At 45.1% G+C, this 12,251-nt stretch carries 11 protein-coding genes; 1 reads left to right on the top strand and 10 read right to left on the bottom strand.

The window, feature by feature from the left end:
- Positions 1-3: 3 nt before the first annotated feature.
- Both FD04_RS05560 and asnB read right to left on the bottom strand, forming a co-directional pair.
- Positions 4-1,539, bottom strand: coding sequence for a UDP-N-acetylmuramoyl-L-alanyl-D-glutamate--2,6-diaminopimelate ligase (locus FD04_RS05560; protein WP_056947597.1), 1,536 nt, complete (start codon positions 1,537-1,539; stop codon positions 4-6).
- Positions 1,540-1,652: 113 nt separating this feature from the next.
- Positions 1,653-3,557 carry an asparagine synthase (glutamine-hydrolyzing) gene (gene asnB, locus FD04_RS05555; protein WP_056947595.1) on the bottom strand — a complete coding sequence of 635 codons (1,905 nt, stop codon included), beginning with the start codon at positions 3,555-3,557 and terminating at the stop codon, positions 1,653-1,655.
- A 239-nt stretch (positions 3,558-3,796) separates the two neighbouring features.
- Here asnB and FD04_RS05550 point away from each other — a divergent pair, with 239 nt between their 5' ends.
- Entirely contained in the window at positions 3,797-4,045 is a 249-nt protein-coding gene (locus FD04_RS05550; protein WP_054699764.1) for a hypothetical protein, read from the top strand.
- Between the two features lie 71 nt (positions 4,046-4,116).
- Here the strand turns inward: FD04_RS05550 and FD04_RS05545 are convergent, their stop codons facing one another.
- The 8 genes from FD04_RS05545 to FD04_RS05510 all read right to left on the bottom strand — a co-directional run bounded on the left by FD04_RS05545 (position 4,117) and on the right by FD04_RS05510 (position 12,250).
- On the bottom strand, positions 4,117-4,359 hold the full coding sequence (locus FD04_RS05545) for a hypothetical protein (protein ID WP_054699762.1): 243 nt from the start codon (positions 4,357-4,359) through the stop codon (positions 4,117-4,119).
- A 170-nt stretch (positions 4,360-4,529) separates the two neighbouring features.
- On the bottom strand, positions 4,530-7,892 hold the full coding sequence (locus FD04_RS05540; protein ID WP_056947592.1) for a mucin-binding protein: 3,363 nt from the start codon (positions 7,890-7,892) through the stop codon (positions 4,530-4,532).
- Between the two features lie 273 nt (positions 7,893-8,165).
- The gene (locus FD04_RS05535; RefSeq protein WP_054699756.1) at positions 8,166-9,074 is read right to left on the bottom strand and encodes a helix-turn-helix domain-containing protein; all 909 of its coding nucleotides are present in this window, start codon (positions 9,072-9,074) and stop codon (positions 8,166-8,168) included.
- A gap of 23 nt (positions 9,075-9,097) precedes the next feature.
- Positions 9,098-9,430 carry a metal-sulfur cluster assembly factor gene (locus FD04_RS05530; RefSeq protein ID WP_054699754.1) on the bottom strand — a complete coding sequence of 111 codons (333 nt, stop codon included), beginning with the start codon at positions 9,428-9,430 and terminating at the stop codon, positions 9,098-9,100.
- A gap of 37 nt (positions 9,431-9,467) precedes the next feature.
- Positions 9,468-9,767, bottom strand: a complete 300-nt coding sequence (locus FD04_RS05525) for a cupin domain-containing protein (RefSeq protein WP_054699752.1) — start codon at positions 9,765-9,767, stop codon at positions 9,468-9,470.
- A gap of 29 nt (positions 9,768-9,796) precedes the next feature.
- On the bottom strand, positions 9,797-10,990 hold the full coding sequence (locus tag FD04_RS05520; RefSeq protein WP_054699750.1) for a nitrate/nitrite transporter: 1,194 nt from the start codon (positions 10,988-10,990) through the stop codon (positions 9,797-9,799).
- A gap of 4 nt (positions 10,991-10,994) precedes the next feature.
- Positions 10,995-11,993, bottom strand: a complete 999-nt coding sequence (moaA, locus tag FD04_RS05515; RefSeq protein WP_056947590.1) for a GTP 3',8-cyclase MoaA — start codon at positions 11,991-11,993, stop codon at positions 10,995-10,997.
- 11 nt (positions 11,994-12,004) lie between these two features.
- Positions 12,005-12,250 (bottom strand): MoaD/ThiS family protein, encoded by a 246-nt coding sequence (locus FD04_RS05510; protein WP_054699749.1) that lies wholly within the window; start codon positions 12,248-12,250, stop codon positions 12,005-12,007.
- Position 12,251 lies beyond the last annotated feature (1 nt).

Raw genomic sequence — 12,251 nt, 5'->3', positions numbered from 1 at the left:
TTTTTACAGTTCCTCCACAGCGTTTTTGGCAATTGTGACGTCTGTTGCGTACGGTGTGTTGACGCCATTCACCTTTTGATAGTTGTCCTCACCCTTACCGGCCAGCACAACGATGTCATCTTGATGACTCATTTTAATTGCAGTTTGGATGGCCTCAGCGCGATTCATCACGTACTGGACCTGCACTGATTGATGATCGATGTGCGCATCGATTTCTTCGGCAATCTTCTTGGGGTCCTCAAAGCCAGGGTCGTCGGTGGTTAAAATGGCCACGTCAGCTTCTTCGCTGAGTGCCTGGCCAAAACCTTGGCGTCTAGAAACACCCTTGTTACCGGTGCTACCAAGGACTACGATAACTCGGCCAGCGTCTGTTTGCGTTCGTAAGAAACTCAACAACGCCTTTAAGCTTGCATAATTATGCGCATAGTCAATGTAAATGGTGCCATGATCCGCACTCGTCACCATTTCCATTCGACCGGGCACATGCACGTCCGTTAGTGCTTGTACAGCATCAGTGCTGGAAGCGCCGGCTAATGCACTGGCCATAATCGCACTCACCGCGTTGCTTTCGTTATAATCACCTGGCACGTGAAGCTCATAAGCACCGTTAACTTGAAGTTGCTTGCCCTTTTCTGACAAACCGGTCACTTCAAAGTCACTTTGATGTAACGTTTCGTTAACGTTCTTAAAGGTCACATCTAAGGGCACGTTCTCACTAAGCTGAGCACCTTCACGCGCGTAGAGGTAAATGTGATCTGGTTCAGTCGTTGACTTAGCCGTTTGATACACCTCAGCTAAATGATCAGTTTCAGCATTGATAATGCAGGTTTTCGCGTTCACCAACAATTGTGATTTACAGTATAAGTAGTCCGCAAAAGTTGGATGCTCGTTTTCACCAATGTGATCTGGCGTAATGTTAAGGAAAATGCCGACATCATAAGTTAAGCCGTAAACCCGGTTCTTCTTGTACGCCTGTGAGGAAACTTCCATCACAAGGTGACTCATACCATTATCGACAGCTCGTCGCATATCGCGGAACAAGTCGAGCGATTCAGGTGTCGTCAGATCGGATTTGAACCGATCCTCTGGCGCGTTACCAACGATGCGATCGATGGTTGAAAAAAGTGCAACCCGGTCATGCGTGTGAATCTGCTCGATGCCATAGGTAAAGTACGATGAGGTCGTCTTGCCCTTGGTACCAGTAAACGCAATGATAAATAAGTCGTTTTGAGGATAGTCATAAAAGGCTGCGCCTAATAAAGACATGGCTTTTTGAATATTGTTCACGATGATGCGAGTCATGCCGTCCCCTTCATCATAAGCTCGTTCCGATACGTAGGCCGTGGCCCCTGCTGCCTTGGCAGATGCTAAGTAGTCCGGTTTAAAATTACCCTTGCAAAAGAACAGCGCACCGGGCTTCACCGTTTTTGAATTGTACGTGACATTGCTAAACGTCTGTCGATCGTTTAACGTCGTCACTTCAGTTAATAAATGATGCTCATCTAATAAAGTCACCACTTGGGTCATATCAAGTGACATGGCTTATTCATCTCCAATTAATTGAGTCCTAGTCTCTATTATTTCACGTTTTCATCAAAAAAGAAACCGACATTGCGGCCGGTTTCTCATTTTTTAGTTAAATTAATCTGAGCTTAGTTGGCAACTGGAATCTTATCGATATCAGTCCGCTTAACCTTGCTGATGGTATCAGCAGAGGTCTCTTCTGGGAAGAAGACTTGGTACCATAAAATGAACGTGTAAATGGTGAAGATTTTTTGCATCGATGACTTGCCGTTAATGTGTTCTTGGAGGATCTCTAAAAGAGCATCCGTGTTAAAGAACTTTTGGGCAACGTCTGACGTGAAAGCTTCTTCGATCCGCTTACGATACTTATCTTCCTTGATCCAGCTGGCGATTGGAGATGGGAAACCAAGTTTTTCCTTCTTGGCAACTCGCTCTGGTAATTCAGAAAGTGCAGCAGTCCGCAGTGAGACCTTGGTTTCAGTGCCCCGAATCCGGGTCTTGATTGGCATCGTTGCCGCAAACTTGGCGACTTCTTTATCAACCAACGGTGTCCGAACTTCCAGCGAGTTACACATGCTCATCCGGTCAGCTTTATGCAAGATGTCGTAAGGTAACCAAGTGTTGATGTCAAAATACTGCATCTGAGTCATCTCGTCCTTACCCTTCACGTCATCAAAGATGTGCTTGGTGTATTCACCGGCATCCCGGTTTAATTCTGGGTGCTTCAAGATGCGTTCGCGATCATGGTAGTCAAATACGTAGTTGACACGGTAATACCGTTCGCTTAATGGCTGAGCACCACGAACTAAGAAACGACGACCGTGGAAACGAGGCAAGTTAACAACTGCCTTAGCGAGGCCCTTACGAACGAAACCAGGGACGTACTTCTGGTAAGTTTCAAACGGCTTAGCTTCTAGATAAGTGTTATAGCCACCGAAGAACTCATCAGCACCTTCACCAGATAAGGCAACCTTCACCTTTTGACGGGTGCCCTTTGACAGGTAGTATAACTGCATAGCTGAAGGGTTTGAAAGTGGTTCGTCCATGTAGTACATGATGGTTGGCAAAATGTCGAAGTAATCGTCACCAGTCATGGTCAATGGCGTGTTTTGCTGCTTGATTTCTTTAGCAAATTCAGTTGACCAACTTAATTCACTGTACTTGGAATCATTGAAGCCAAGTGAGAATGATTGGATTGGCTTGAGTTTAGCGGCTTCATTCAAGACATAACTTGAATCGATCCCACTAGACAAGAAACTACCAACTTCAACGTCGGCAATCATGTGCGCATCAACTGACTCGTCCACGATCTTACGAATCTTTTTAGCGTCACCTTCGATGGTTTGATTCTCATCAATGTTGTCATATGAGAACTTGTAGTATTCATGAGTCTCAGTGTGACCATCGGCCCGGTGCAAGAAGTAATGACCCGGCATTAACTTGAAGACGTTCTTAAACATCGTGTCCTTTGATGGAATGAATTCAAAGCTCAAGTGAATGGCAAGTAAGTCTTCATTAAATTCTTTTTTGAAATTAGGGTGTTCCAAGAACGCCTTGATTTCTGAGGCCCACAAAAATGTGTTGCCGTCATCATAGTAGTAAAGCGGCTTGATACCAAAGTGATCTCGGGCACCAAACACTTCACCGGTCTTTGAATCATAGATAACAAACGCAAACATACCACGTAAACGTTGGAGCAAATCTGGGCCCCAAGCATCGTAGCCGTGAATCAAGACTTCTGAATCAACGTCTGTCTTAAATTCGTAACCAAGACCTTTAAGTTCTTCACGAATCTCTTGGTAGTTATAAATTTCACCGTTAAAGGTTAAAACTTTGGTTTGATCATTGTTGTACATAGGCTGCTTACCATGAGCCAAGTCAATAATTGATAGACGACGAAAGCCCATTGTGGCCTTTTCATCGCTAAAGTAAGCTTCATCATCTGGTCCGCGGTGACGAATTCGGTTCGCCATCTTCACAATTGTATCGCTAGGAACATCTGATTGGTTGACGTATCCAACAAATCCACACATGTTTGTTATCCCCTTTTTCCCATCTATTTACAGTTTCATTGACGCCATTTTGCACGTCGAACTTGTGCCAGCCCTTGTCAACCGGACAAAGGCTGGAGCACAATTAAAAACAAACTTTATTTTAGCAAAAAAAACGCTGTAATACTAGCAAACATCATACCACATAAGGTTTTCTTTAGATTAGTGAAATGTAAGCGATTGCGGTATAATGAACTTGAACCATGAATGGAGTGATTTTAATGGATAATTTGATTTTATTTAACCCAGGTGATTCGATTGGCAACTTCCACGATTACGATGAAGCTGTTCGAACCGCTCAAATTTATCGTGAGTCCAACCAAATTCAAGATGGTCATGTCTTGGTCGTCAAAGGCGTCAACAAAACGAGCTTTGATGTGTTCCTGGCAGACAATGAGATTACGCACCTGAAGGAGCAAACCAAGCAACAGAACGCTTCTAAAGAATATCAGATCACCAAAAAAATCTAGTCTCAACCGTATTTTTAAACGGGTATCCGACTTGTCGTTGACTGTTCGGGTACCCGTTTTTTTGTTTCGGCTTATTGGACATACGGTAATTGTTGTTCAACCTTTTCCATTCGAACGCTTAAAAAGTGCTCTCGGTCATAGCGCACAAATAACACCGGTGTCGTCAGTTGAACAGTGGCATACGCACTCTTAAGCTGTAAACCGTCTGCATCCGAATAAGTCAATTGATACCCAATGTGTTGAAAGAAAAGCTGAATTTCTGCTTGTCGAGTCAACATGGTCAATTCGGATGGGTCACTAATTAAGAGTTGCATCATTTCACCTCATTGCATCATAATTTAATCTCAATATGCGCTTTAGGTGCGGTGGCTGTCAACGCTGTTAAGCAAAAGATTGTTAGCCTTCATCACTTTAAAATAGCAAAAAAGTCGTCCAATCATTGGACGGCTCTTTCAATGAACTACATATTAACCCTATTTATCAATTACTCACGACGCTTCTTCTTTTGCACACCTAAGCCTGTCAAAACAGTTACCAATCCCAGTCCAATCAACGAAGCAACTGATTGAGATTCATTGGTTTGTGGCAACATTGGTGTTTGCGTTTGATTTCGCTGAATCAATGTCTTTGCCTCTGCATCTGTCACTCCAATGGTCGAATTGGCTTGTTGCTTCGCTTCAGTTAAGCGAGGCGTAACGGTTTGATCAATCCGATTAACCGGTAATGTCGGTTCAATCGACTCATTTGGTGTTACTGGTTGAGTTGGTGTAACTGACGTTGTTGGTTGAACCGGTGTCGAAGGTGTCGTTGGCGTGGTTGGTGCCACAGGCTGAACTGGTTGAGTCGGTGTTACCGACGTTGTTGGCTCGCTCCGCTCAGTTGGCTGACTCGGTTGAGCAGGGCTAGTCACCTTGTCATAGTAAACATTGACCTCCACATCCCCACTAGTCGGCGTTACAGTTAAAGGTCCGACGGTAACCTGGCTTGGTGTCTGATAGCCTGATTCTGTCAAATCTGGTGATGTGACATTTAGTAGATTGGCTTTTTCAGGCTGCCAATCAGTCGTTGTGACTACGTGAGTGACAAGGTCTTCACTACTGGTTCGGGTAAACGCGGCTTGCTGTGTTCGTAGTTCAGCCAGTACAGCATTGGTTTGACGGTCCAAATAGTGAATAGTTCTCGTAACCGTTTTGACTTCGTTGGTTGGCCGTACCCGGTGTTCATACAGGACTTCAACTGCCATATCAGTCGTGTCGCCATTTACAGTCACTGCGTCAACATTCTGGCTGGCTGGACCATAGCCTTGAGTTGAGAGGTCCGGAGAATTAACTGCGGCATAGGCACCCGCTGTTACGGTCCAAGCACTAGTAGTCACCGCCTTTGTCACAGCATCCGTGGTGATTGTCCGAGACAGTTCAACGGGTTGTGTGACCGTGTTCGCCACCATTTGGCGGGTGTTAGCATCAACATAGGTAATCGTTCGTGTCACCGTTTTGGTCTCGGTTTTGATGTCACTACTACCGTGGTCGTAGTAAACGTCAACGTTAAATTGTTGCCCATCAGTCACCGCAGCAGCGCTAACAGCCGTGGCAGCAACGGTTGGCTGACTTGCCACACCATAACCTTCATTAGTTAAATCGGGTGATTGAACGGCGGTAAAGGACTGCTCAGACGGTAGCCAGCCTTCATCGGCAACCGTCGTATTCACGCGTCGGTCCCCATCGGTGTCATAGCCGAGCAAATCACCGGTTGCATCCTCGTACAATGCGTTTTCGGCGAAATTCAACGTCTGTGTCTTTGGCCGGGACAAGACGTGACTATGATCCTGAGCGTCAAGATAATGAATCGTCTGCGTCACCGTTTTGGTCGCAGTTTTCACCTCACGACTGGTCTGATACAACAGATAATAGTTGCTAATAAGGTTCGCAGTTTGTGGTCGCGATACCTCTAGTGTATCGGCCGCAATCGCAGTCCCCTCGGCGTTCACTGGTAACTGATAATCATCTGGTACTTTTGTTAGCAACTCATAGCCACTAATTTCAGTAGCTGGTGCCGTTTCCAAATTCGTACCATCTGGCGTGTAATAACTGCCGAGTTGAACAGTATGCAATACCTCACCAGAATCAGCATCAATGTAATGGTAGACAGCCAACGATTGACCATTCAAGTTAATCTGATTTGGCACAGATGTTACGGTTTTACTATCAATCGTGGCGCCAGTATTTAGATCCAGCATATCCATCGTGACGGTGTTGGGAATATATTCGTTTTCAAAGTCAAATTCCATGACCGGCTGAAAAACCGGTGGAATGCCCGCCATTGCACCCATGTAGTAATCATGAGTTGCTTGACTAGCGGCGTCAAAACTAGTGTCAAACGAGGCCTCAACAGATTGTTTGGTGTTTAAGGTGTCATCTTTTACCGAAACTTCGGCAGCTGGCAAATTAAAGTAAAACAGGTAACTGCCATCACTTTGAAGTGAATAGGCTGCACCATCGAAATTAAGTGCCTCTAATTCTTGCAAAGTAGCACCATTCTTAGCTTGGTATTCGGCCCGAGTACCCGTTTTGACAAACCAAGGTGCACTAAATCCCGGTCGATCGATTCGAACCAATTCTTTCGAGTCCGAATTGGCAACGAATCCCCACAAATCAACAAAACTATCTTTGAACTTAAATAAATGATCAGCAGAAACATGATAGGCAAACTGATAATTTGATTTAGAAACCGTATCACCAGTTTGACCGCCTGATGCTTGCAACTGACGCAAAACGTCAACGTTTGGAATTACTTCAGTGGTCTGCATCGCGTTGACCCGGGTATCGGCAGCACTACTATTGATCACTAAGTAAGTTGGTAGCCACTTATCGAGTGGTATCACGTTAACTTCACTAAAATTAAACTTGTAACTATTTAGTACCGTTCCGTCCAATGACGAAATCTGCAGGGTATTTGAGAATGGCATTTTACGAATGGTATCAACCGGGGTTTGATAATTGATCACCATCATCCATGGCCCGTTGAAGTACAAGGTAGCCATCCCTAAGAGTGGTGTATCTGACTGACTAAAATTATCCGCAACCCTAAAATTCAGTTGCCCATTGTCAAACGTGACACTGCCGATGGACCTACCTTCTTGGTTCACCACCGACCCGCCAATTGAAGCCCCATCGCTTTGGAGTGGGACTGTGTACCCACTGGCGTCTGCGACCATGCTTAAGTTAGCAATGGCAAAACTCGCCCCAGCAACAACTTTATCACCATCGATATCGAATCGACCAGTCGCACCTAACATGTAACGGCTCTCACCGTTAACGTTAACTTCGGCTGGTTCGGTTGTCTGTGATTGGCCAATCAGTAAGTCGACGTGCTCGTTGGCGACATCCGCCACGTCAGTCTTTGGCGTGCCCAATATGGACGCCGAAGTCGCTTTGATTGCTACCGGTTTTAGTGTGACTTGTTTTTGACTACTCGATGTGATGCTGTTCGTCGCAGTAGTAGCTGCTGTCGCCGATTGAGTCGGCGAAACCAGAGATTGTTCAGGCTCAGTGTTACCAGTGGCTTCATCCGTTGTCTTCGTCGTCGATTCAGTTTTTGCCGGTGTAGTTGCCTGCACGTCTGACGCTGCCGTACTCGATTGGGCTGCATCGGTTGCTGGCGTACCTTGAGTTGCTGTTTGCGTATTGGTCGTTGTTACTTCAGCAGTATCAGCATTGGCCGTCATCGACGTACTGATAAATACACTCCCCCACACGGCGACACTTGTCATACTGACAAACAGCCAATTTTTACCAGCCTTAAACATTTTATAATGTACCTTTTTTTCTAGACAATTCCGCTTATTCATCCTGAGACCTCCCCATGGTCCAAAAGTAAAATACCTATCCAAAGATAACTTTATTATTACAAATTCATCATACCATAATCTACCAATCCACCCTATACTTTTATGAAACCGTTTTTCTAAGTTATCTAGAAACGTAGATAGTCTGACAAGCATCTTGTAAATCACTGCTAACATCAGTTTTCACGATATGAAAAATAGGACAACTGCCACTATCGGCAATCATCCTATTCACAGATGTTATTAATTTTCAACACATCAGTATTGCGTTGGGCACTAAGGCGTCAAATCGACCAAAGACTCGCCCTTTGCATAACGGGTGGTCAGCGCTGCCGCCTTCACTTCAATGACTTGATTCTCATTAATTCGGGCAAAGGCCAGCACTTCATTGATCAAACGATCCACGACAGCCTTTTCTTGTCCCTCTTCAATCGCGTTCTTAGCGGCTAAAAACTTCAATCGCGGCAAGAAGTAGGTGACGTGGTGTTGGGCACAAATCTCAACACCCGTCGCCACCAACTGCTTGCTTTGTTTCAGCTTACCAACACCGTTGTAGTAGCTAGCGGTAAAGAACACCATTGTCAATAACCGTAAGTAATTGTCACCCACACGTCTGAAGTACAGTTTTTCATCCTTCATCACGTTCTTTATAAAGGCATGGACCTTCTTAAAGTAGAAGTTGGCGCGGTCGGCCTGCTGCATCCGGTTATACATCACACCAGAGCCGACGTAAACGAGTTGGGTAAAAATCGTTTCATGACTCTCGTCCAAATCATTTAAAATTTGCGAAAAATCATACAAAACTTCTTCTGGTGGCTGATTGATCAGTGCGCCTAGTAAACCGCGCAAATAGTAGAACTGCATCTTTAACAGGATTGAGTCAAGCTGCTGTTCGTCAATTTGTGAGAGGCCAGCTAATACGCCCTGATAATTTTCCATCACTAATTCTTGCTCTAGGTCGTCTAATTGAGCCTGGAGTTGGTTAGCGGTGATTGTATCCGATTCATTTAAGTCATCAATGGTGAGACCGATCCGTGCGCAAAGTTTAGTTAAAATCACGAGTGATGGAATGTGACCGCCACTCTCAAACTTACTCAACGTTGATTGGGTACAGATGCCTTCACACATCTTGACCTGTGAGATGCGCAAAGCTTTGCGCCGCTCAACAAATTTGCCGATATTCATACTATCAATCCTATCTAGCTTGACTAGCCGTGAATGCCAAGGGCCACCTTAGCAAACCGACTCATACGGTTAATATCCCATGCTGGCTCCCAAACCAAGTTGATGTCACAGGCAGTGACACCTTCAACGGAAAGTACAGCACTATTGATTGAATCCGCCAACAAGTTACCCAATGGGCAACCCATGGTGGTCAAGGTCATCGTCACTACACATTGACCCTTTTCGTCCACATTAATATCGTAGATTAAGCCTAGGTTAACCATATCGATGCCGAGTTCCGGATCGATCACGTCTTCTAGGGCAGTCATAACTTTGTTTTCAACGGGCGAGAACTTTTCGCCAACTTCTTCTGACATATCAAGAACCTCCTATTTATAACGCAGTGATTGCGGTTTATTGTGCTAAGACGCCGTGAACCACCATGACTTCACCGGCTTCATCGGGTGCTTCAAGCCAATGAAATTCACCTGGTGCCATGACAACGGCTTTCCCAGGTACCAAAGTGGTCTCTTCGTCATCAGTGTGAAATTGAATGGAACCTTTGATGGCGACCACAGTCACTGTCATCAATGACCTGTGCCTCTTAATTGTATCACCCTTTGGCAACACAAGTCGAACTATTGATAAATGATGCTGCGATAACAGTCGATCTGGACCTTCCGAAACCGTTGTATCCGGTGATAAAACCTTCATAGCTAAACCCTCCACGATATAATTGCGATTTATTTAACGATGTGTACGTCACCTTTAATGAAGCGACGCCGAAGCATGTACCAGCAAACTAAGGCGGTCAAGACCAGTAAGGCAATGCCCCATTGATAACTGCCGGTCCAGCCTTTGATCCAACCCACAACTAATGGTGGGAAGAAGCCACCAAGACCACCAACGGCCCCAACGAAACCAGTTACGGCACCAGTGTTACCCTTAGAAACTTCGGGCACCATCTTGAAGATGACCCCGTTGCCCCAACCAGCAGCCAAGCCGGTCCCGACAATGCCTAAGATAAATAGTGGTTGTGACTTGAATGAGAACATGATGACTAACGAGAACGCTGCAATAATGATGAAGATCCACTGTAACATCGACATTGGTCGGAATTTGTCAGCGGCAGAGCCACCGATGGGCCGAACAATTGTACATAAGAAGGCAAAGAGTGCGGCGTACAACCCAGCCGTAACAGCGTTGATACCAAAGATGTCCCCGAGAAACATTGGCGTCAGGTTCGTGAATGACACGAACAGTCCGAACGTTAAGAAGTAAAATAATGAAAGATACCAAGTATTGCTTTCCTTAGCGACTGACAAAGCACCGGCTACTGACTTGGTCTTATCCGTTGGCATTTCCTTACAGAAAATTGCGAATAAAACCATAATGATTACCGTAATAATCATCAAGAAATAGTACACGTTCGTAAAGCCCTTTGACGCTGAGATTCTTGGTAAAGTCAACGCTGCAACGGCGTTACCCATGTTACCCATGGCAACGATTCCTAACGCAAAGCCTTGCTTTTCCTTTGGAAACCAAACCGACGCATAGGAAACCCCGACCGCGAATGAAGTCCCAGCCATCCCAACGAGTAAGGCTGCGAACAATAACATACCAAAAGTGTGGACCTTAGTGATCATGAACAGTGGAATTAAAATGAAAATCATTAAAATAATGTATACTTTCTTGCCACCATATTTGTCACTTAAAATCCCGACTGGAATCCGCATGATCGACCCCAGTAAAACTGGCGTTGCTAACAATAAGGTCTTTTGGCCAACTGATAGACCAAACATTTTTGCTACCTGCGCAGCCAGTGGTGCGAAGTTAGACCAAGACATAAAACAAACAATCATTGCAATCGTTGATAGAATTAACGCCATGTATGCGTTATACCGACTACCATGTGCCACATCTTCTTGCGTTGCCATAATATTACCCTCCTATTTGACTCATATGACGCCAAGTTGGCGCCTTATCAATAATCCGATCAGTTTCAGCCATCGCCATTTCGTGATTCAAAGGCTTGTTGTCCAGTGCCTTTTGAATCAGTTCACGGAAGGCCGCTTTGTCTGGAATCGCCTTACGAATATCAATTTCTTCATTCCAGTATAAGCAGGCTTTAACGTAACCATCCGCCGTAATTCGAAGGCGGTTACAATTTTCACAGAACTTGGAACTGATTGGGTGAATCAACCCAAAACTGCCCTGATACCCCTCAATTTGATAGTTATCAGATGGCCCATTCCCCTTCAACTCAATTGGGTGATAAGCCAGGCCAGCTTCATCCGCCGTTTCAAACACATTCTTTAACCCAACATACTCCTTTTGCCAGGTTTTTAGTGGGTTCCCAATCGGCATAAATTCAATGAAGCGAACATTGATATCATGGTCTTTAGTATAGTGCAAAAAGTCTAAAACTTCATCTTCATTTTGGCCACGAATCAAGACGATATTGAGTTTGATTTTCTTAAAATGTAACTTGCTGGCTGTGTCGATGCCCTCAAGGACTTGGTTGATATTGCCACCACGCGTAATCTCTTTGTAACGATCAGCTTTGAAGGTGTCCAAACTGATGTTTAACCGGTCGAGGCCGGCCTCTTTTAGGGCAGCTGCTTTCTTAGCAAGAAACAAACCGTTAGTCGTAATTGAAACATCATTAATGCCATCGATGGCCTTAATTCGACGGACAATTTCAACGACGTCCGTTCGCAGCAATGGTTCACCGCCCGTAATTCGAACCTTGGAAACGCCCATATCAGCGAAGTTTTGAATCATTTGCACGATTTCGTCTTGGGAGAGCACTCGATCTGTTGGAAAGAACGGTAACCCTTCCTTGGGCATGCAGTACACACACCGTAAATTACAGCGGTCCGTGATTGATAATCGGACGTAATCGTGGAGTCGATCGTACTTATCGTATAGTTTTTCCATTCTAGCTCCTCCTAACCGCCACTCACTGGTGGAATCAACGCAACTTCATCAGTTGACTGCAGCTGAATTGGTGCATTGGTGGTAAATTCTTGGTTGACCGCTAACCGCGATGTCTGAATCATTTGCTTTAAATTTGGTGCAATTTGACTCACCGCACCCTTAATTTCCTCGGCACTCGGCGTGGCAGGCACTTCAACAGTCACGGTCTCACCCAGCGCTTCTTGTAACATTGCAAACAATTTCACTTGAATCTGCATC

This window comes from Secundilactobacillus odoratitofui DSM 19909 = JCM 15043, from assembly GCF_001434895.1.
In the GTDB taxonomy this organism is placed as follows: domain Bacteria; phylum Bacillota; class Bacilli; order Lactobacillales; family Lactobacillaceae; genus Secundilactobacillus; species Secundilactobacillus odoratitofui.
This window is presented reverse-complemented; position numbering and strand designations above follow the sequence as displayed.